This is a genomic window from Salinicola endophyticus, assembly GCF_003206575.1.
Taxonomy (GTDB): Bacteria; Pseudomonadota; Gammaproteobacteria; order Pseudomonadales; family Halomonadaceae; genus Salinicola; species Salinicola endophyticus.
The window spans coordinates 133,716-153,816 of record NZ_PZJO01000007.1 but is presented as its reverse complement, the minus strand read 5'-3'; the positions used below and the strand labels follow the sequence as shown (position 1 = coordinate 153,816).

General features: G+C 67.3%; 17 protein-coding genes. 14 read left to right on the top strand and 3 right to left on the bottom strand.

The genetic code is table 11. From position 1 onward, the window contains the following. Positions 1–577: methyl-accepting chemotaxis protein (locus DOM66_RS15640; RefSeq protein WP_245392459.1), on the top strand; the 577-nt coding region annotated here is incomplete at its 5' end. 10 nt (positions 578–587) lie between these two features. Here DOM66_RS15640 and stpA read toward each other — a convergent pair. Beyond that, on the bottom strand, positions 588–1,889 hold the full coding sequence (stpA, locus tag DOM66_RS15635; RefSeq protein WP_223162017.1) for a glucosylglycerol 3-phosphatase: 1,302 nt from the start codon (positions 1,887–1,889) through the stop codon (positions 588–590). Positions 1,890–2,217: 328 nt separating this feature from the next. On the opposite strand from stpA, the gene DOM66_RS15630 reads away from it, so the two are divergent. The 5 genes from DOM66_RS15630 (at position 2,218) to DOM66_RS15610 (ending at position 7,133) form a co-directional block, all read left to right on the top strand. After that, positions 2,218–2,706 carry a pyridoxamine 5'-phosphate oxidase family protein gene (locus DOM66_RS15630; RefSeq protein ID WP_106419212.1) on the top strand — a complete coding sequence of 163 codons (489 nt, stop codon included), beginning with the start codon at positions 2,218–2,220 and terminating at the stop codon, positions 2,704–2,706. 111 nt (positions 2,707–2,817) lie between these two features. After that, complete coding sequence (locus DOM66_RS15625; protein ID WP_110676115.1) at positions 2,818–3,837, top strand: CNNM domain-containing protein; 1,020 nt, start codon at positions 2,818–2,820, stop codon at positions 3,835–3,837. A gap of 257 nt (positions 3,838–4,094) precedes the next feature. Then, positions 4,095–4,511 carry an RNA polymerase-binding protein DksA gene (gene dksA, locus DOM66_RS15620; RefSeq protein ID WP_110676136.1) on the top strand — a complete coding sequence of 139 codons (417 nt, stop codon included), beginning with the start codon at positions 4,095–4,097 and terminating at the stop codon, positions 4,509–4,511. A gap of 91 nt (positions 4,512–4,602) precedes the next feature. Next, a complete protein-coding gene (gene zigA / locus DOM66_RS15615) occupies positions 4,603–5,838 on the top strand; it encodes a zinc metallochaperone GTPase ZigA (protein WP_280951064.1) in 1,236 nt (411 codons plus the stop codon). A 194-nt stretch (positions 5,839–6,032) separates the two neighbouring features. Further along, positions 6,033–7,133, top strand: coding sequence for an NADH:flavin oxidoreductase/NADH oxidase (locus tag DOM66_RS15610; protein ID WP_110690809.1), 1,101 nt, complete (start codon positions 6,033–6,035; stop codon positions 7,131–7,133). On the opposite strand, the gene DOM66_RS15605 is transcribed toward DOM66_RS15610, so the two are convergent. Both DOM66_RS15605 and DOM66_RS15600 read right to left on the bottom strand, forming a co-directional pair. Further along, complete coding sequence (locus tag DOM66_RS15605) at positions 7,122–8,459, bottom strand: amidohydrolase (RefSeq protein ID WP_110690808.1); 1,338 nt, start codon at positions 8,457–8,459, stop codon at positions 7,122–7,124. The genes DOM66_RS15610 and DOM66_RS15605 overlap by 12 nt on opposite strands. Positions 8,460–8,463: 4 nt before the next feature. Continuing rightward, positions 8,464–9,321: a GNAT family N-acetyltransferase gene (locus DOM66_RS15600; protein ID WP_110676108.1), complete on the bottom strand. Its 858-nt coding sequence runs from the start codon at positions 9,319–9,321 to the stop codon at positions 8,464–8,466. 268 nt (positions 9,322–9,589) lie between these two features. Between DOM66_RS15600 and DOM66_RS15595 the strand changes: the two genes are divergently transcribed. The 8 genes from DOM66_RS15595 (at position 9,590) to DOM66_RS15560 (ending at position 20,062) form a co-directional block, all read left to right on the top strand. Then, entirely contained in the window at positions 9,590–11,065 is a 1,476-nt protein-coding gene (locus tag DOM66_RS15595) for an aldehyde dehydrogenase family protein (protein ID WP_110690807.1), read from the top strand. 71 nt (positions 11,066–11,136) lie between these two features. Next, entirely contained in the window at positions 11,137–12,468 is a 1,332-nt protein-coding gene (locus tag DOM66_RS15590) for an NAD(P)/FAD-dependent oxidoreductase (RefSeq protein WP_110690815.1), read from the top strand. Between the two features lie 233 nt (positions 12,469–12,701). Beyond that, positions 12,702–13,376 carry a haloacid dehalogenase type II gene (locus DOM66_RS15585; protein WP_110676104.1) on the top strand — a complete coding sequence of 225 codons (675 nt, stop codon included), beginning with the start codon at positions 12,702–12,704 and terminating at the stop codon, positions 13,374–13,376. A 51-nt stretch (positions 13,377–13,427) separates the two neighbouring features. Continuing rightward, positions 13,428–14,702 (top strand): NAD(P)/FAD-dependent oxidoreductase, encoded by a 1,275-nt coding sequence (locus tag DOM66_RS15580; RefSeq protein ID WP_110676102.1) that lies wholly within the window; start codon positions 13,428–13,430, stop codon positions 14,700–14,702. Between the two features lie 88 nt (positions 14,703–14,790). Then, positions 14,791–16,452, top strand: a complete 1,662-nt coding sequence (locus DOM66_RS15575) for an ABC transporter substrate-binding protein (protein ID WP_110690806.1) — start codon at positions 14,791–14,793, stop codon at positions 16,450–16,452. Positions 16,453–16,547: 95 nt separating this feature from the next. Then, positions 16,548–17,504: an ABC transporter permease gene (locus DOM66_RS15570; protein ID WP_110690805.1), complete on the top strand. Its 957-nt coding sequence runs from the start codon at positions 16,548–16,550 to the stop codon at positions 17,502–17,504. Next, positions 17,501–18,409, top strand: coding sequence for an ABC transporter permease (locus tag DOM66_RS15565; RefSeq protein ID WP_110676097.1), 909 nt, complete (start codon positions 17,501–17,503; stop codon positions 18,407–18,409). Before DOM66_RS15570 ends, DOM66_RS15565 begins: the two co-directional genes overlap by 4 nt. Before the next feature lie 3 nt (positions 18,410–18,412). Further along, on the top strand, positions 18,413–20,062 hold the full coding sequence (locus tag DOM66_RS15560) for an ABC transporter ATP-binding protein (RefSeq protein ID WP_110690804.1): 1,650 nt from the start codon (positions 18,413–18,415) through the stop codon (positions 20,060–20,062). The last annotated feature ends 39 nt before the right edge of the window (positions 20,063–20,101 follow it).

Below are 20,101 nucleotides of genomic sequence, written 5' to 3'. Positions count from 1 at the left end.
CGGCGGAGAGGTGGTGGCCAGCGTGGTCCGGACCATGGACGAGATCGAGGACTCGTCGCGTCAGATCGCCGAGATCGTCAGTACCATGGACAGCATCGCCTTCCAGACCAATCTGCTGGCGCTCAACGCCTCGGTCGAGGCCGCGCGTGCCGGTGAGAATGGTCGCGGCTTCGCGGTGGTGGCCCAGGAGGTACGCAACCTCGCCAGTCGCAGCGCCGATGCCGCACGCCAGATCAAGACGCTGATCGACGCCTCTGCCGACCGTACCCAGACCGGGGCGCAGCGGGTGCGTGATGCCGGTGCGGCGATGGACGAGATCGTCGCCAGCATCGCGCGGGTCAACGGCGTACTCGGCGAGATCACCGCAGCCACCGGCGAGCAGAGCCAGGGCATCGGTCAGGTCAACCTGGCGGTGGCCGAACTCGACAGCGTGACCCAGCAGAACGCCAGCATGGTACAGCAGACTGCCACCGCTGCGGCCGCGCTGCAGCAGGAGTCGCAGCGCCTGGCCGAGACGGTGGGCGTGTTCACCCTGGACGACACGGGGTCTCACAAGCGTCCGGCGCTGGGGCGATGAATCCGGGACGCTAGACCCTGGCCCGGCGCTGCCGGGCCAGCTCGCAGAAGAAGTCGACGTACTCGGTGTGACCGCCAGGAAAGATCACGTCGAGGCGTAGCGGGTCATCGGGGTCGCTGATGCCGGCCAGCGCCGGCCACGGCGAGACGTCGGGATCGTTGGCGTGGCGCGCCAACCGCTCGGCGTCGACCCGGGCACGCGCCACCTCGCCGCCACTGCTGTCGACGAACAGCACCCGGTTGGGGCGCTCGAAGGCATCCCCCAACTGCTGCACCAGGGTCAGGAAACCGCGGTCGCTGCCGCCGCGCAGCGGGGTGTCGCCGCTCTCCGCGGCGGTGACCGAGGTGAGCGTGTCGCCGACCCCGACGATCGTCGGCATCAGCGCCGGATCGAAGTGTTCGCGGGCCAGCGCCAGCAGCGCCTGCGGGTCGCGCGGGGCCTGGCGCGCGTCGAACGTCTCCCCCAGCGGTGCCACCCCGGTACGTGCCTGGTAATAGCGATTGAGGATCGCCAGCACGCCGCTCTCCTTGACCGCCCCGCGCAGCATCAGCTGGAAGTCGGTCGTGCCCTCCGCGGTACCGAGGCGTGGGCGCTCCTGGCCGGTGTCGTCGCGCCCGGCGTTGGGCGCGTAGTGGATGAAGAAGGCGTCCTCGAGCCCCGCCGCCTCGGCCGCCGCCAGACGCGCCTGCATGAACGCGACGACCGCCTCCTGCAGCTGCCAGTAGTGCTCGGGCGATGCCTGCCAGTGGCGCCGGAAGACATTGAGGTTGAGCGTCGGCGAGGCGAGGTTATCGAGCACGGCACTGGCGATCAGGGGCGCCCGCGTCTCGGCGTCCAGGGCGAAGGGCGGGCGAGCCAGGCAGTCATCGAGAAAGGTCTCGGCCTCGGCCGGAAAGCGCGCCAGGAAGTCGAGCTCCGCGGCGCTGACACCGGGGTGGGAAACGCGGCCGAAACGGTCCTGCCACTGCACCCCGCCGGCGGCCAGCCCAGGCAGGTAGCGGCCGCTCCGGCGCGCTTCGGCGGGGTCTGAAAAGTGCGCTTCCACCAGCGCGTTGACGCCCCGCGCGCCGACATGCTCGCCGTTGGTGAGCACGAAGAAGTGCCCCGCCAGCTCGCCGGCGGCATCCAGGTAGCGCCGCGGCAGTTGCCGCGTCAGGGGATCGTCGACCAGCGCCATGCAGACACCATCGAGGTCCTGGATGATCAGCAGATTGGCCGTGGCCGCCAGGGCCCGGCCCAGCTCGGCATGGTCGAGCGCGAAGGGGCGTGGGGCGAGAGACAGCGGAGCGGTAGGGCGCTGCGGATCGGTCATGGCGTAGGTGGACTCCCGAGGTCATGAACGCCACGCGGTGCCGGGCGTGGTCGAAAAGCGCCGCGCGGCATCGGGCGCGGTCGACGAATCCCGCGCGGCATCGGGCGCGGTAGAACGGTAGATCAGCGCCGCGCGGTATCCAACGCGGCGGGCGCAATGACTTGAGTATAACCCCCGTCGCGGTGGGACCCAGCCCGACGGTGCGACGGACTTTGCTTAGCCGACCTGTCGCAACTAGGCTCAAGGAGCCGCCGAGTCTTCGGCGGCCGCGCCCGGATGGCGCGTTGTCCGGTCCGCCTGCGGACCCCCACGGTGACAGGAGGCAAGGATGTCCAGCCCCGAACACAAGCAGAAGATCTGGCAACTGATCGACGATATCAAGGTCGGCATGCTGGTGACCCTCGACGACGGCGTACCCCGCGCCCGGCCCATGCATCTGGTCCAGGATGCCTACGACGGCACGCTCTGGTTCTATACCCGGCGCAGCGCCGAAAAGGCGTTCGAAGCGCAGAGCGATCGTGACGTCTGCATCACCTTTTCCGATCAGAAGCACGGGGTCTACGTGTCGATGTCGGGCAAGGCGCGCCTGCGCGACGATGCCGAGCTGATCGACAAGTACTGGAACCCGTTCGTGGCGGCCTGGTTCGAGGGTGGTCGCGAGGACGATGACATCGCCATGCTGGAGATCGATATCGACTTCGGCGAGCACTGGCAGGCGCGCGAGAGCAAGGCCTTCCAGCTCTACGAGATCGCCAAGGCCAACGTGAAGAAGGACCATAAGCCAGACATGGGCGAGAACGAGAAATTCGGCCACTGAGCGTGACCGTGCGCCGCCGCCGTGCGCTCGGCGGCGGCGACTCCCCGTCGCCTTGACACGGCCTGGCCAAGTCCCGATAAAGAGCGCTCACTGGTCACATAGCGAACCCCCATGCTTCTGCTGACGGCTTTCGTCGTTCTCTCCATCGGCTTCTCGTTTCTCTGCTCGATTCTCGAAGCCGCGCTGCTCTCGCTGACGCCCAGCTACATCGCGCAGCTCCAGGAGACGCGCCCCAAGCTGCACGACTCGCTCAATGCGCTCAAGTCCAACATCGACCGCCCTTTGGCGGCGATCCTGACCCTCAATACCATTGCCCACACCGTCGGGGCGACCGGCGTCGGCGCCCAGGTGGCGGTGGTGTTCGGCGATGCTCATGTGGCGATCGCCTCGGCGTTGATGACCCTGGGGATCCTGGTCTTCTCCGAGATCATCCCCAAGACCATCGGCGCCACCTACTGGCGGACGCTGGCACCGATGCTGCCGCGGATACTCAAGTTCATGGTGTGGCTGCTGCTGCCGTTCATCTGGCTCTCGGAGATGATCACCAACCGCATTGCCAAGAACGAGGGCGATGTCGACATGCGCGGAGAGATCAAGGCGCTGGCCAGGATCGGCCTCGAGGGCAAGGCGCTGGACGCCGACGAGGCGCGCACCATCACCAATATTCTCAACCTCCACGAGATTCCGCTGAAGCGGGTGATGACCCCGCGTACCGTGTGCATGACGGTGGCACCGGACATGAGCGTGGCGGAGTTCGACCATGACTACGGCAAGACCCAGTTCACCCGCTTTCCGGTGATGGATGGTGCCGAGCAGGCGCTGGGCTACGTGCACAAGGCCGATACCTATCACGCCGAGGACGAACAGCGGCTCAAGGCGCTGATGCACCCGGTGGCGATGGTCGACGAGAACGACAGCGTCGAGCATGTCTTCGCCGCCATGCTCAAGGATCACAACCACCTGCGCGTGGTTTACGACGATCACGGTAGCTGGGTCGGGCTGATCACCATGGAAGACGTGATCGAGACGATCCTGGGCCAGGACATCGTCGACGAGACCGATAACGTGCATAACCTGCGCAAGTACGCCAAGCAGCGCTGGCTCAAACGGCTGCGGCCCCATGCCGACTGAGTGCGGGCAACGGGGATAGCCGTACAACCACCATCGCTGCGATAGCCACGATGGCGTAAGGGCGGTGGGGAATATCCGAGGGGCGTCTTTGACGCCCCTTTTTCGATTGTGCGATCTGCCGCGCCGCTATCCGCTGCGGTGATCAGAAATGGGGTTTGTGCTTGGCTGCTTTATTGTTATGTTATAACATAAATGGCGTTGCGCGGACCGATGCCGGGCCGCATTCGAGCCTGGAGGTGGCCATGGCGCGATCACCGATGACAGACGAAACGCAGCTGCTGGCGATGCCGGCGGCGGACTACATGAACGAGGCCCAGCTGGCGTTCTTCCAGCGTCGGCTGGAACGCGAGCGCGAAACGCTGGCCGCGGCCCTGGCGGAGACCCGCGCGATCATCGTCGACAGCCGTGGCGATGGTGACGATGCCGATCTTGCCGCCAATGAAGAGACGCTGAGTCTGCTGCTGCGTCAGGCCGACCGCGAGACTCGGTTGCTGCGCAAGATCGCGGCGGCGCTTCAGCGCATCGAGTCCGGCGACTACGGCTTCTGCGACGAGACCGGCCAGCCGATCGGGCTAAAGCGGCTGCTGCTGCGGCCCACCGCCACGCTCTGCCTGGAGGCCAAGGAGCGCCAGGAGCAGCGCGAACACCACTATGCCAAGCGCCGCAGCGCCTGACCCCAAAAGCTGCAGCGCGAGAGGCGAGCTGGCCTGAAGTACGCGGCCCCAGCCGCGCCCTGGCAACGACCGATGCAGTGAGGAAACGATCATGAGTGAAACGACACCGGCTGGCTCGCGTCCCATGACGCAGCCGCTTCCTGTCACCGTGCTGTCCGGCTTTCTCGGCGCCGGCAAGACCACGCTGCTCAACCACCTGCTCAACAACCGTGACGGCCGGCGTATCGCGGTGATCGTCAACGATATGAGCGAGATCAATATCGATGCCGCCCTGGTCGAGCGCGAAGTCGATCTCAACCGTGCCGAAGAGAAGCTGGTCGAGATGAGCAACGGCTGCATCTGCTGCACCCTGCGCGAAGACCTGCTGATCGAGGTGAATCGCCTCGCCGAGGAGGGCCGTTTCGACTACCTGGTGATCGAATCCACCGGCATCTCCGAGCCGCTGCCGGTGGCCGAGACCTTCACCTTCGAGGATGAACAGGGCCGCAGCCTGTCCCAGGTGGCACGCCTGGATACCCTGGTCACCGTGGTCGATGGTGCCAACTTCCTGACCCAGTACTACGAAGCCAAGTCCCTGGCCGAGGCCGGTGAGAGCCTGGGTGAGGAGGACGAGCGCAACGTCGCCGACCTGCTGGTCGACCAGATCGAATTCTGCGATGTGCTGCTGATCTCCAAGAGCGATCTGATCGATGCCGCCCAGCTTGCCGAGGTCGAGGCGGTGCTCAGAACCCTCAATCCGGACGCCGAGATCCATGCCATCAGCCACGGCCAGATCGCCCTGGATCGGGTGCTCGACACTGGCCGCTTCAGTTTCGAGAAGGCACAGCTCGCCCCCGGCTGGCTCAAGGAGCTGCGCGGCGAGCATGTCCCCGAGACCGAGGAGTACGGCATCAGCAGCTTCAGCTTCGAAGCGCGCCGGCCGTTCCACCCGCAGCGCTTCTTCGAACTGCTGCACGGCGACTGGGGCGACGGCCGTCTGCTGCGCTCCAAGGGCTTCTTCTGGCTCGCCAGCCGGCCCGAGTTCGCCGGCCAGTGGAGCCAGGCCGGCGGCATTGCCCACCACGGCTTCGCCGGCCTGTTCTGGCGGGCGGTGCCCGAGTCGCGCTGGCCCCAGGACCCGGAGTATCTCGCCTCGATCCGGGAGAAATGGGAAGAACCCTTCGGCGACATGCGCCAGGAGCTGGTGTTCATCGGCCAGGGGCTCGATGTGGCGGGCATCCGCCGCCGCCTGGAAGCCTGCCTGCTCGACGATGACGAACTGGCCCGCGGCAAGGCGTACTGGAAAAGCCTGCCCGATCCCTTCCCCGACTGGGGCGTCGCCGCCTGAGCGATGCGCCCGCTGAATCTCTGTGGTCTGGTCTCCAACAGAGTCTTTCCCGGCCCCTTGGCCGGGTTTTTTTATGCATCGTCGTATCCGCTTCGGTACCTGAAGGGCGGTGGGGCGGGGGAGAGACGTTGCGCTGCAATTATTAGCCAGCTACATTTCTTGCCATTCCATTCCGCGACAGGAGCCGCAATCCGATGGCATCTCCGCAACTCTTCTCTTCGCTGGCACTCGACGGGCTGACGCTTTCCAACCGCATCGTGATCTCGCCGATGTGCCAATACTCCGCCGACGGCGAGGGGAGCATGACCGATTGGCACACCATCCACCTGGGCCAGCTGGCGCTCTCGGGGGCCGGCCTGCTGATCATCGAGGCCTCGGCGGTGGCCGAAGCGGGGCGTATCACCTCGGGCGACGTCGGGCTCTATTCCGACGCCAACGAGCGGGCGATGGCGCGTACGCTCGCGTCGGTACGCGCCCATTCGCCGATGCCGATCGGCATCCAGCTCAGTCACGCCGGGCGCAAGGCCTCCTGCCAGGCCCCCTGGGAGGGCGGCAAGCAGTTGAGCCTGGAAGCGGGAGGATGGCAGACCCTGGCGCCCTCCGAGGTGCCCTATCAGGCCGATCAGCGCCCGCCGCAGGCGATGACGCTCGACGATATCGACGCACTCAAGGCGGATTTCGTCGCCGCAGCGACCCGCGCGGCGCGTCTCGGCTTCGATCTGATCGAACTGCACGCGGCCCACGGCTATCTGCTGCATCAGTTCCTGTCGCCGCTCTCCAACCAGCGCGAAGACGCCTACGGCGGCAGCCTGGAGAACCGCATGCGACTGGTGCTCGAGATTTTCGAGGCGGTGCGTGAGGTGTTCCCGGCGGACAAGCCGGTGGGGATTCGCATCTCCGGCAGCGACTGGGTCGAGGGCGGCTGGGATCTGGAGCAGAGCGTGGCCCTGGCCAAGGCCCTCGATGCCCGCGGCTGCAGCTTCATCGACTGCTCCGGTGGCGGGCTCGATCCGCGCCAGGCGCTCGATGTCGGCCCCAGCTATCAGGTGCCGTTCGCCCGGCGCATGAAGCAGGAGGTCGCCATGCCGGTGATCGCGGTGGGTCTGATCACCGAGCCGGAGCAGGCCGAAGGAATCGTCTTCAGCGGCGAGGCCGATGCCGTGGCGCTGGCCCGCGGCATGCTCTTCGATCCGCGCTGGCCGTGGCACGCCGCGGCCAAGCTGGGGGCCAGCGTGCATGCGCCCAAGCAGTATCTGCGCAGCCAGCCGCATACCTTGAAAGGGCTATTCGGCTAGTTCGCGCCCGTCGGCATCCGCGGCCTCGCCGGCGAGTGCCAGCGCGATGCTCGCCAGCGCCTCCAGCGTGGGCGCCAGGGTCGCCTCGTCGAAATCGAACTCGGGGTGGTGGTGGCCGGCGGCGAGTCGGGTGCCGAAGATCAGATAGGCTGCTTCTCCGCCCCGCTCGATGACGCGACGCATCAGCAGTGTCGCGTCCTCCGAGCCGGCGGGGGTGGTGTCGTGGGTGATCAGCTCACGGATGCCTGCCCGGCCCTCGAGCGCCGTCGCGATGCGTTCGACCAGCGCGGGGCTCGAGGCGCACTCCACCGCGGCGCCGAGACGCGCGATGGCCAGCTCGACGCCCTGCATGCGCGCCGCACCTGCCAGTACCTCCCGGGCCCGCCCCTCGACATAGTCGTTGATCGCCGTGGTGCTGCCGCGAGTCTCCAGCTGCATGAAGGCCGTGTCGGCGATCACGTTGCGCCCGCTGCCGGCCTCCAGGCGGCCGACGTTGAGCCGCGAGGCGCCAGCGGCATGCGGTGCGATCGCATGTAGCGCCTGCACCGCCTGCGCGGCGGCGAGCAGGGCATTGCGCCCCTTTTCGGGTTCCCCGCCGGCGTGGGCGGCGCGCCCGGTGAAGGTGACGTCGAGTTTGGTCGTCGCCAGAAAGCCGTCCGCACCGCAGATCAGCGTGCCCTCGGGCTGCCCCAGCCCCAGGTGGGTGGCGATGAAATGATCGACGTCATCGACCACACCGGCCTCGGCCATGGCCCCGGCACCTCTGACGCCCTCTTCGGCCGGCTGGAAGAGCAGCTTGATGCGACCGGTGAGGCGTGAGGCGAGCGCCGGCAGCAGATGTGCCAGACCGAGCCCGAGGGCGGTATGCCCATCGTGGGCGCAGGCGTGCATCGACCCCGGGTGGCAAGAGCGAAACCCCAGTCGCGCGGGCCTGTGTGTGTCGGCCTCGCTTTCGAGGATCGGCAGGGCATCGAGATCGAAGCGGTAGGCGAGCGTCGGCCCCGGACGGCCGGTGTCGAGGGTACCGACGACGCCGGTCAGCCCGCCCTCCATGGCCGCAAGCCAGCGCGCGACACCACCCTGGTCACGGGCGCGTGCCAGGGCATCGGCGAGGGTCGCCGCATCGGGCACGCCCAGGCGCGCCTCACGGTCGACGACCGCGTCGCCGACAGCAACCTGGTAGCCGATCGCATCGAGGCTTTCCGCCACCCGGCTGGCGGTGCGGAACTCGGTCCATCCCTGCTCGGGGTGACGGTGAAAATCCCGCCGCCAGGCGATCAACCGTGGCGCCAGCGCCTCGACCTGTGCCGCCAGCGAGAGAGGCATGACGTTACCCCATTGTCTGTGTCGTCAGTCCGACGCGAGTCGGGCCAGGCGTGTCCGGTAGCGTGCCGCGCCGCATCCGTTCGATACGATCGACACAGCGCAGCCCCGCCGACTGGAGCCAGTCATCTTCCGGATTCGGATCGACCAGGTCGAGTCGCACGAAACGGCCTTCATGCTCGGCGAACAGGGCCTGGATGAGCGCGCGCGCCGCGGTGTCGGAATCGGCAAGGACCGGTCCGATATGGTGGCCGCGTCCGAAATCCCGCCATAGCGCGCACCCCTCGAGACGTCCGTCCACGTCCAGCACCATCCCGTGGGTGGCTTCGCGTACCGCCAGTGCATGAACGGGGTTATCGGGCACCAGCGCCAGCAGGGCTTCGCGGTCCGCAGCCCTTGCCGGGCGCAGGTGCGGTAGCGTCGGTGCCGGTGTCGGCTCGAGGATGCCCTGGTACTGACAGACGAGATTGCAGGTCTCGAAGCCCAGCTTGCGGTAGAGCGGTGCCCCTGCCGTTGTCGCCACCAGGGCGAGCGGTCGTTCACCGGCCAGGGCCATGAGTTGAACCAGGATCTCGCGTCCCAGGCCGCGCCCCTGCCAGGCGTCGTCGACGATGATCAGGCCGAGTGTCGCCATGTTGCCGTGGTCGGTGCAGAAACCGGTGCCCACCAGCTCGCCGCTGTCACTGCGCAGGGCAATGCCCTGGCCGACCTCGAGCATCTGGGCCCAGTCCTGGCGGCGGTGGGGCCAGCCGAGCCGGCGCGACAGCAGCAGGGCATCGTCGAGGTCCTGAGTATCGAAACGGCGATAACCGAGGGTGGCATCGCGGGATGACAACTGGGGGGCCGTAGCCGCGTCTTGGGGCATATCGGCGTTCTCCTGTATTCGAGGGCTCCGTGGCGGGTACTTTACTCAGCGTGGGGTGCGGCCGGCCACGCAGGCGCGGCGGATTCTCGGAATTCGGCAGAATGCACCGAGAGAGAGGGGGTTGGGCGCATCAACTGCGCCAGGCAGGTGGACTCTCGGCACCCTGTGCTGGGCGTTCCGCCATACGATGGTAGCTAGACGACGACGGTGGCTTTCGCGGTCTCCCGACGCGATGTCGTTTCCCCTATCTCTGACGGCAAGGTCCATCATGGCGAGCTTCGACCCCGATCGCATTTCCCTTCCTGACGGCCACTACATTCACGGTCGCCTCGTCCCGGGTACCGGGGCGCTGGCGGTATCCCGGCCGTCGGACGGCAAGGTCTACGCGATGCTGCCCGCGGCCGATGCCGGGTGCGTCGATGAAGCCGTCGACAGCGCGCGGCGTGCGTTCACCCATAGCGACTGGGCGCGTCGCCCGCCGCGCGAACGGGCCAGGGCGATGCGCCGCTGGGCGGATCTGATCGAAGCCGACATCGATGATCTCGCGGCGCTGGAGTCCCTCGGCTCGACCCGGCCCATCGACCAGGCCCGCGCCTGGGATGTGCCCTATACCGCCGAAGGCATTCGCTTCTTCGCCGAATTCACCGACAAGTGCGGTGGAGAGGTGGCGGCCACGGCATCCGATCATCTGGGCATGCAGATCGCCGAGCCGCTCGGTGTGGTGGGGGCCATCGCGCCTTGGAACTTTCCACTCAGCATGACCTGCTGGAAGGTCGCACCGGCGCTGGCGGCCGGTAACACCGTGGTCCTGAAACCCTCGGAGCTGACCCCGTTCTCGGCGGTCCGGCTGGCCGCGCTGGCGGTGGAAGCGGGCATCCCTCCCGGGGTGTTCAATGTGATCCAGGGCAGCGGGCCGGTCGCCGGCGAGGCGCTCTGCCGGCATCCCGATGTCGCCAAGGTGACGTTCACCGGCTCGACCGAGACCGGGCGCACGATCATGCGCGCCTGTGCCGAGACCGGACCGAAACCGGTCACGCTGGAGCTGGGCGGCAAGAGCCCGCAGCTGGTGTTCGCCGACGTACCCGATCTCGACCGTACCGCGCAGACCCTGGCCGCCGCGATCACCGGCAACGCCGGTCAGGTCTGCGTCGCCGGCTCGCGCCTGCTGGTCGAGCGGCCGCTGCTGGCGCCGCTCGTCGAACGCCTGCAGCAGCGCTTCGCTAGCCTGGAACCGGGGCTCACCTGGCACTCGGGCACGCGATTTTCGCCGCTCATTTCCGCCGTGCAGGCCGAACGGGTGGAGACGATCGTCTCCCGCGCCCGCGAGGCCGGTGCCGAGCTCCTGGCTGGCGGAACCCGTTTCGAGACGGATAGGGGCGGCTGTTTCTACCGCCCGACGATCCTGCAGGTGGAGACTTCCGACAATCCGGCCGTGCGGGAAGAGATCTTCGGCCCGGTGCTGACGATCCAGGCTTTCGATGACGAAGAGGAGGCGCTGGGCCTGGCCGAGCATGAGGTCTACGGGCTCGCGGCGGGGGTGCACACCGCCGATCTGGGGCGGGCGCTGCGGGCGGTTCGACGGCTGTCGGCGGGCACCGTGTGGGTCAACCGCTACGGGCGCAGCCACGACTACATCCTGCCCACGGGAGGCTACAAGCGTTCCGGGATCGGCCGCGATCTGGGCCGGGCGGCCTTCGAGGCCAACCTGCACCACAAGAGCGTGCTGATCGACCTGACCCCCTAGCGTCGCGCATGCCCATTCGAGACGTCGCCGGCCTGGCTGGCGGCGGTCACACCAACAAGAGGCTTTCGATCATGTTCGTCAATGTGGACCCGGTTTTTGACACGCCCGACTTCCCCGAACAGGTGGATGTGGTGGTGATCGGTGGTGGCATCCTGGGCACCTGCGCGGCCTATGAGCTGGCCCGCCGGGGCGTCTCGGTGGCGCTGCTGGAGAAGGGGCTGATCGGCTGCGAGCAGTCGAGCCGCAACTGGGGCTGGGTGCGTCAACAGAACCGCGCCCTGTATGAGCTGCCGTTGGCGATGCACAGTCTGAGCCGTTGGGAGGCGTTCTCGCAGGAGGTCGGGCGTGACGTCGGTTTTCGGCGCAGCGGTATCGTCTATACCACCGACGATCAGGAGAGTCTGGATAAATGGGAAGTCTGGGGGCGCCAGGCCCGTGAACAGGGTTTCATCGGCCAGATGCTGAGCGCCGCGGAGGCGCATGAGCGCGCGCCGGGGACCACCTCGCGCTGGCTGGGCGGGGTCTGGTCGCCCACCGACGGGCGTGCCGAACCGGCCATGGCATGCCCGGCGATCGCGCAGGGCGCCCAGGCCCATGGCGCCCATGTGCATCAGAACTGTGCGGTGCGCGGGCTGGATCTCACCGCGGGTCGTGTCAGCGGGGTCTGGACCGAGCGCGGACGGATCCGCACCTCGAACGTGATCTGCGCCGGGGGGGCCTGGAGCTCGCGCTTCTGCCGGCGTCACGGGGTGGACCTGCCCGCGGCCAACATCATGGGCACCGCCATCCAGACCACGGCAGCGCCCGAAGTGACCCCCGGCTGTCTGACCACCCCCAGACTCGCGCTGCGCCGACGGCTCGATGGCAGCTATACGCTGGCCATGCCCGGACTGGGCCGGGTCGAGATCAGCCCCCAGGGGCTGCGTTATGCCACCCGGTTCTACAGCGCCTATCGCAGCAAGCTGGCCAAGAAGCTCCAGATCAGGCTGGGGCGCTCTTTCTTCAGCGGGCCGGAAGCGGCCGGACGCTGGGAGTTCGATCAGGTCTCGCCATTCGAACGCCAGCGCATTCTCGACCCCATGCCGGACATGGCCCTGGCCCGGGCCACGCTTGCCGCGCTGCACGCCGAGTATCCGGCACTGAAGCACGTGCATCTGGCACGCGCCTGGGCCGGCATGATCGATACGACACCGGATCTGGTGCCGGTGATCTCGCCCATCGACGCGATCCCGGGCTTCACCGTCGCCTCCGGCTGCAGCGGCCACGGCTTCGGTATCGGCCCGGCAGCCGGGCAACTGGCGGCCGACATCGCCACCGGTGCCACGCCGATGGTGGATCCGGCGCCCTACCATCTGTCGCGTTTTTCCGATGGCAGCCGTATCCGACAGCCCGAGATGATGTGAATCCAGTGCCGCAGTCTGTGCTGTCGAGGGACCCAAAAAGGGCGATTTGTGCCAGTCCGGCGCCCGCTTTCAGCGTCAGCCACCGTGGACCCGGTGCTGTAATGAAAGCGATCGGATTGGCGCCGGTGCTCGGGTTGGCACCCCTGCCGTCCAGATGAACGGTGGCCCATACCCCCCGACCACCCATGCCACCGCAACGCGACAACAACGCCACAAGAACAGGACGAAGCCCCATGAGCGAGATCATGCGCCCCAAGTACATCACCTTCGACTGCTACGGCACCTTGACCAACTTCCAGATGGGGAGTCTGACCCGCGAGATATTTGCCGACCGGATTCCCGATGCCGAGCGTATGGATGGCTTCGTGAAGGACTTTGGCGCCTATCGCTTCGACGAGGTGCTGGGGCCGTGGAAGCCCTATGCCGAGATCATCTGTACCGCACTCGAGCGGGTCTGCCGGCGCTGGGGCATCGAATATCGCGATAACGAAGGCATGCGCTACTACGAAGCGGTTCCGACCTGGGGACCGCATCCCGACGTGATCGAGGGGCTGTCGAAGATCGCCGGCAAGATTCCGCTGGTGATCTACTCCAACGCCGACAACACGCAGATCATGTCCAACGTCCAGAAGTTGGAAGTCCCGTTCCACGAGGTCTTCACCGCCGACACCTTCAAGGTCTACAAGCCTCGCCTGGCCGCCTTCGAAGCCATGCTCGACACCCTGGGCTGCCGCCCGGATGAGCTGCTGCACGTCTCGTCGAGCTTTCGCTACGACTTGATCCCGGCCTCGCTGATGGGGATCGAGAACAAGGCGTTCGTGGCGCGGGGGCACGAGCCCTACTGCGGCGGCTATGGCGCCACCCAGATCGCCGATATCCGCGATCTGCCGGCGCTGGTCGGGCTCTGAGCGCCGAGCTCGCCACCGCTCCCTTGTCTGCTCGAGACGGAGGAAGGTGCCATGCAGTTCGATTCCTACTGGCTGGCGACGGCGCCGGCTTTCAGCGGGGCGCGGCAGACACCACCCGAGGGGCGTTATGACGTCGTCGTCGTGGGTGGCGGATTCACCGGGCTGTCGGCGGCGCGAACGCTGGCCCGCGGCGGGGCGCGGGTCGCGCTGATCGAGGCGGGGCGGGTCATCGGCGAGGCGTCGGGGCGCAATGGTGGCCAGTGCAATACCGGTGTCGCCCAGGACTACGCCAGCCTGGTCGAGCAGCTCGGTCGCGAGCGGGCGCGGAGCCACTACCGCCACTACGCCGAGGCGGTGGCGAGCGTGCGCCAGGTGATCGCGGAGGAGCGGATCGAGTGCGACTACCGTCACCACGGCAAGCTCAAGCTGGCCGCCAAGCCCGAGCACTACGCCAAGCTCGCACGCAGCGCCGAGGCAATCGCGCGTGACGTCGACCCGGAGGTCGAACTGATTCCCCGGGACATGATCCGCCATGAGGTCGACTCGCCGCTCTTCCACGGCGGCCTGCTGCAGAAAAACGGCGGGCAGATGCACATGGGGCGCTTCGGGATAGGGCTGGCCGAGGCGGCCGTGGCCCACGGTGCGCAGCTGTTCGAGCACACGCCGATGCGCGGCGTCGCCCGCCAGGCGGGGGGCTACCGGGTCACCACCCCGGCCGGCACCCTGCAGGCAGACAACGTGCTGCTGGCGACGGGGGCCTCGCGCCAGGGGCCGCTCGGCTGGTTTCGCCGTCGGCTGGCGCCGGTGGGCAGCTTCATCGTGGTCACCGCCCCGCTGAGCGAGGCGCAGTGCCGGGCGCTGTTACCCCAGCGGCGCGCCTACGTCACCAGCCGCATCGTCGGCCACTACTTTCGCCTGACCCCCGATAACCGGTTGCTGTTCGGCGGACGTGCCCGGTTCGCGATGTCGGGCGGCAAATCGGACACCAAGAGCGGAGAGATCCTGCGTCGGGGCTTGGGTCACGCCTTTCCTTCACTGGCCGGTATCGATATCGACTACTGCTGGGGCGGGCTGGTCGACATGAGTCGCGACCGCCTGCCGCATGCGGGTCGCCACGACGGGATGTACTACGTCATGGGCTACAGCGGCCACGGTGTCCAGATGTCGGTCCATATGGGCCAACGCCTCGCCGAGGCGATGCTGGGCCAGCGGCACGCCTACCCCTGGCAGGAGCGTCACTGGCCGGCGATCCCCGGCCACTTCGGCAAACCCTGGTTTCTACCCCTCGTCGGCGGCTGGTATCGGCTGCAGGACCGGTGGCATTGAGCCGTGCGCCCGGTCGAGGAGAAACCCTGCTTCAGTAAGCGCTGTATCCGAGTTCCATAACAATGTCAGTCGATCTAGGAGAAGGCTTATGACGCGTCATGACAACAGTCGCGACAACCGTCACGACAACAATAGCGACAAGCTGACGTCTCCCCAGGAGAGTCTTCAGATCTACCGGGCCATGCAGCGCGGTCTGTCCCGCCGCGATGCCATGAAACTGCTCGGCGCGGCCGGGGTGCTGGCCATGGGCATGGGCGGGGTGCCCGGCTTGTCGCCGGCCTTCGCGGCCGGGGGCGAGGCGACCCCGCAGCGCGGCGGGCGTATCCGTGTCGCTGCCCACTCCTCCTCGACCAAGGATTCTCTCGATCCGGCACTGGGGGCGACGGCGATCGACTACTGCCGCGCCTTCATGTTCTACAACGGCCTGACCCAGTTCGACCCGGACCTGCGCCCGCAGCCGTGTCTGGCCGAGAGCTTCGAGACCACCGACAGCGGCAGCCGCTGGGTCTTCGTTTTGCGCCAGGGGGTGACCTTCCACGATGGCAAGGCGCTCACCCCCCAGGACGTGATCTACTCGATCATGCGCCACAAGGACCCCGCGGTCGGCTCCAAGGTGCTGTCGATGGTCGAGCAGATCGACAGCATCCGGGCTCTCGATCAGCGCCGGGTCGAGTTCAACCTCTCTTCGCCCAATATCGAACTGCCCTCGATTCTTGCCGTCTCGCATCTGGTCATCGTGGCCGATGGCACCCAGGACTTCTCGAAAGGCAACGGCACCGGCGCGTTCCGCTGTCAGGAGTTCTCGCCCGGGGTGCGCTCTGTCGGTGTGCGTAACGAGAACTACTGGCGCTCTGGGTATCCGTATCTGGACGCCATCGAGCTGGTCGGCATCAGCGATGAATCCTCCCGGGTCAATGCGCTGCTCTCCGGCGACGTCCAGATGATCAACAACCTCGGCGGCAACGCCGCGGAGCGGGTCAAGCAGAGCCAGAGCGCCGTGCTCAAGGCGACCAACTCCGGCAACTACACCGATCTGGTCATGCGCTTCGACCAGCAGCCGACGAGTCGGCCAGCGTTCCGCGAGGCGATGAAGTATCTCTTCGACCGCGAGCAGATCAAGCGCGTGGCGCTGCGTGGCTACGGCGAGATCGCCAACGACCAGCCCATCCCGCCGGGAACGCCCTACTACTTCGACGGTCTGCCCCAGCGGGAGTACGACCCCGAGCGCGCCGCCTCCCTGCTCCAGAAAGCCGGGGTCGCCGGTGCCACCGTGCCGATCGTCGCCTCCCCCGCGGCCAACTACTCCGAGGATATGGCGGTGCTGCTCCAGCAGTCGGCGGCGGCCGCCGGTCTCAAGCTCAACATCAACCGGGTACCGGCGGACGGCTACTGGTCGAATCACTGGATGAAGCACCCCCTGGGCTTCGGCAACATCAACCCGCGACCGACCGCCAATATCCTGCTCTCCCAGTTCTTCCTGTCGAGCGCCGCGTGGAACGAGTCGGGATGGAAGAACCCGCACTTCGACCAACTGGTCATCGCAGCGCGGGGCGAGCCCGACGAAGCCAAGCGCAAGCAGATGTACGCCGACATGCAGACCTTGATCCACAACGAGGGCGGGATCGGGATTCCCGTCTTCCTCAGCGATACCGAGGGCTATGACTCGCGGATCGGCGGCATGGATCGCACCGTGCCGCTGGGCTCCTTCATGGGCTACATGTTCGCCGAATACGTCTGGTGGAAGGGCTGAGCCGGGATTCGTACGTCAACGCAAGCCCCGCGCGTCGCCGACCTCGCCCTGGGGCGGGTGGGGCGCGAGCGGGGCGCTCGAGTCGGAGACGACCCATGCGCAACACGCTATTTGGACTCGTGGCCGGACGGCTGGGCGCCAGTCTGCTGACCCTGTTCCTGGTCTCGCTGGTGATCTTCGCCATCACCTCGCTGCTGCCCGGCGACACCGCTCAGCAGATTCTGGGCCAGTTCGCCACGCCCGAGCAGGTCGCAGCACTGAGAGAGCAGCTGGGGCTCAATCAGCCGGCCATCCTGCGTTACTGGCACTGGCTCTCCGGTTTCGTCACCGGCGACCTCGGTCAGTCGGCGAGCAACGGCATGGCAGTCGCGCAACTGATCAACGACCGTCTGCCCAACTCGCTCATCCTCGCCGGCATCACCACCATCGTCTCGGTGCCCATCGCCATCACCATGGGCGTGGTGGCGGCGATGGGCCGCGGCGGCCTGATCGATCGCCTGCTCAATCTGGTGACTCTGTCGATGGTCGCGGTGCCGGAGTTCCTGGTGGCCACGCTGGCGGTGCTGATTTTCGCGGTCAAGCTCAACTGGCTGCCCGCACTCTCCTATGTCTCCACGGTCGATTCGCTGGGCGACGCCATGAAGATCTACGCCATGCCGGTGCTGACACTCTGCTGTGTACTCATCGCGCAGATGGCCCGGATGACAAGGGCGGCGCTGATCGATCAGCTCGATAGCCCCTACGTCGAGATGGCGCAGCTCAAGGGCGTGCCGCCGATCCGCCGGGTCATGCGTCACGCTCTGCCCAATGCGGTCGGGCCGATCGCCAACGCCGTCGCGCTGAGCCTCTCCTATCTGCTCGGCGGCGTCATCATCGTCGAGACCATCTTCAACTATCCGGGGATCGCCAGCCTGATGGTGGACGCGGTATCCAATCGCGACCTCTCGCTGGTACAGGCCTGCGCCATGCTGTTCTGCGGCACCTATCTGGTGCTGGTCATGCTGGCCGATATCTGCGCGATTCTCTCCAACCCGAGGCTGCGTAACCGATGAACTCGCTCAAGACGATGACGCATCCCAAGGCCAATACCGTTCGGCGGCTGCGCCACGGTAGCCACTTGCCCGTCGGCGCCCCGCTGCGTCGCAATCGCCGCCGGCTCCAGCTGACCCGCTGGATCGGGCTCGGCGTGTTCGGTTTCTGGATTCTGGTGGCGCTGTTCGGGCCGCTGCTGGCCCCCCATCCCATGGGGGCATTCGTCTCCGACCAGATCTTCGGCGGGATGAGCGCCGCCTACCCGCTGGGCACCGACTACATGGGCCGCGACATGCTCAGCCGGATCCTGACCGGTGCCCGCTACACCGTGGGTCTCGCCCTGGTCGCCGCCTGTCTCGCCAGCCTGATCGGTGCCGGCTTCGGCATGCTCTCGGTGCTGCTGCCGAGGTGGCTGGAGGAGGGCGTGCGCCGGGTATTCGACACCCTGATCTCGATCCCCAGCAAGATGATGGCGCTGGTGATGGTGTCGGCCTTCGGTGCCTCGATCCCGCTGCTGATCACGGCCACCGTGTTGAGCTATGCCCCCGGGGCCTTTCGGATCGCCCACAGCCTGGCCACCAATCTGGCCACGATGGAGTACGTTCAGGTGGCCCACACCCGGGGCGAGGGACGCCTCTACATCGCCGCCCGCGAGATCTTTCCCAACATGATCCAGTCGGTGCTGACCGACATGGGAATGCGCTTCGTGTTCATCGTGCTGCTGCTCAGCGGCATGAGTTTTCTCGGGCTGGGCGTGCAGCCGCCGGCGGCGGATCTCGGGTCGCTGGTGCGCGAGAACATCAGCGGCCTGAGTCAGGGCGCGGTCGCGGTCATCGCGCCGGCGCTGGCCATCGGCACGCTGACGATCGGCGCCAACCTGCTGATCGATAGCCTCTCCACCAGCCGTGCGACGCAGAAGGAGTGACCCATGCAAGGTGAATCGCTCATCGTGCGCGACCTCGAGATCGTCGCCACCCCCGACGGCGGGGAAGAACGCAGCATCGTCAGCCGGATCGGTTTCTCGCTCGCACCGGGCGAAGTGCTGGCGCTGATCGGCGAGTCCGGGTCGGGCAAGACCACCATCGCCCTGGCCATGCTGGGGTACGCCAGACGCGGATGCCGAATCGCCGGGGGCAGCGTGCGCCTGGGCGAGACCGAGGTGCTGTCGCTCTCGCCGGTGGCAACAAGGGCCCTGCGCGGACACCGCGTGGCCTATATCGCCCAGAGCGCGGCGGCGGCGTTCAACCCCTCGCGTTCGCTGATGGATCAGGTGATCGAGGCGGCGCTGCTGCACCAGGTGATGGATCGCCGCAGCGCCCGGGACAAGGCCATCGGTCTGTTCCGGGATCTGGCGCTGCCCGACCCCGAGCATATCGGCGAGCGCTACCCCCATCAGGTCTCGGGCGGGCAGTTGCAGCGCGTGATGGCGGCGATGGCGCTGCTCACCGATCCGGCCCTGGTGATTCTGGACGAGCCGACCACGGCGCTGGACGTGACCACCCAGGTCGAGGTGCTGCTCGCGTTCAAGCGGGTCATGCGTGAGCGCGGCACGACGGCGATCTACGTCTCCCACGATCTCGCCGTGGTCGCCCAGATGGCCGACCAGGTGCTGGTGCTCAATGGGGGCTGCGAGCAGGAGCAGGGCCGGATCGAGGAGATTCTCGAGCGGCCGCGGCATGCCTACACCCGGAGCCTGCTGGCGGCGACTCGGCCGGTGCGCCTGGCCGACTCGATGCCGGTCGCCACGGGGCAGCCGCTGCTGGAGATCGCGCAGCTCGATGTGGGCTACGGCAAGCTGAACCGTGACGGCGAGCCCTCGGACAAGGTGCTGCGCGGGATCGATCTCACGCTCTCCGCGGGTCGCTCCATCGGCGTCATCGGTGAGTCGGGCTCCGGTAAATCGACCCTGGCCCGAGCGATCGCCGGGCTGATCGCCCCCTGCCATGGCAGCGTTCAGTTCGATGGCACGCCACTGCCACCGACCCTGCGCGGGCGCACGCCGGATCAGTTCCGGCGCATCCAGATGGCCTTCCAGAGTGCCGACAACGCGCTCAATCCGGCCCATTCGGTACGCCGACTCCTCGGCCGGCCGCTGGAGACCTATTTCCATCTGGACCGCGCCGAGCGGCGGCGGCGCATCGATGAACTCATGGCACTGGTCAAGCTGCCTACCAGCCTGCTGGAGCGCAAGCCCGGCGAGCTCTCCGGGGGGCAGAAGCAGCGCGTCAATCTCGCGCGCTGCCTGGCGGCCAAGCCGGATCTGATTCTCTGCGACGAGGTGACCTCGGCCCTGGACACCGTGGTCGGTGCGGCGATTCTCGAACTGCTGGCGGAGCTGCGTCAGGAGCTGGGCGTCGCCTATCTGTTCATCAGCCACGATATCTCGACGGTGCGCGCGCTGTGCGACGACGTCATGGTGCTCTACCACGGTGAGTGCGTGGAGTTCGGGAGCTGCGAGACGGTACTCGAGGCACCGCGCCATGACTACACGCGCAAGCTGATCGGCTCGGTACCAGAGCTGCGCCCCGGCTGGCTGGAGCACCACCCGCTGGCCATGGCGGAGGGGACCCCGGCCTGAACCTCGCCGGGGCAGAGGGCATGATTCAGTAGCCGCGCC